The sequence below is a fragment of the Mesorhizobium sp. M7A.F.Ca.CA.004.04.2.1 genome (assembly GCF_004022825.1).
Lineage (GTDB): Bacteria > Pseudomonadota > Alphaproteobacteria > Rhizobiales > Rhizobiaceae > Mesorhizobium.
Map to the genome: position 1 here is coordinate 1 of NZ_RZPH01001600.1, position 732 is coordinate 732.

1 protein-coding gene is annotated in these 732 nt (G+C 66.4%); it reads right to left on the reverse strand.

Annotated features, from left to right (window positions below):
- The coding region (locus tag EN893_RS36395) for an ABC transporter ATP-binding protein (RefSeq protein ID WP_245490986.1) at positions 1-732 on the reverse strand (732 nt) is incomplete at both ends.

A 732-nucleotide genomic window follows, 5' to 3' on the forward strand; every position in this document is an offset into this window, starting at 1 on the left:
GTTCCAGGCAAAGCGCACCGCCTGCTCGATGGCGACGTCGGTCCTGGCCGCCACGGTGGCACGCAGTGTCGCGTCGCCGACGCGCAGCGTCAGGATCTTTTCGACGCCGTGGTTCTCGACGTCGTGGACATGCGCCTCGACCGGCGCGCCGCTCTCGAGATAGACGTCCTCGGGACGAATGCCGAAGACGAGCGGGCGACCGTCGGTCGCCCCGCCCGCTTTGGCTCCCCCCGAAAAAGGCAGTTCGAAGTTCAACGGCGCCATCACCGCGCGGCCGTTCACAAGCTTGCCGTCGATGAGGTTCATTGGCGGCGAGCCGACGAAGCTCGCCACATAGGTATCGCGCGGATTGTTGTAGATCTCGTGCGGCGTGCCGGTCTGAACGATGCGGCCATGGTTGAGCACGCCGACCTTGTCGCCCATCGACATCGCCTCGATCTGGTCGTGGGTGACGAACAGGAAGGTGGCGCCGAGCTGCATCTGCAGGTTCTTCAATTCAGTCCGCAGCGCCTCGCGCAGCTTGGCGTCGAGCGCAGACAGCGGCTCGTCCATCAGGAACACACGCGGCTTGCGCACGATGGCGCGGCCGATCGAGACGCGCTGCATCTCGCCGCCGGACAGCCGATCCGTCTTGCGGTCGAGCAGGTGCTCGATCCGCAGCGTCCGGGCGGCACGGTCGACGCGATCCTTGATCTCGGCGTCGGGCAGCCGGCGAATTTTCGGCTTCAGCGG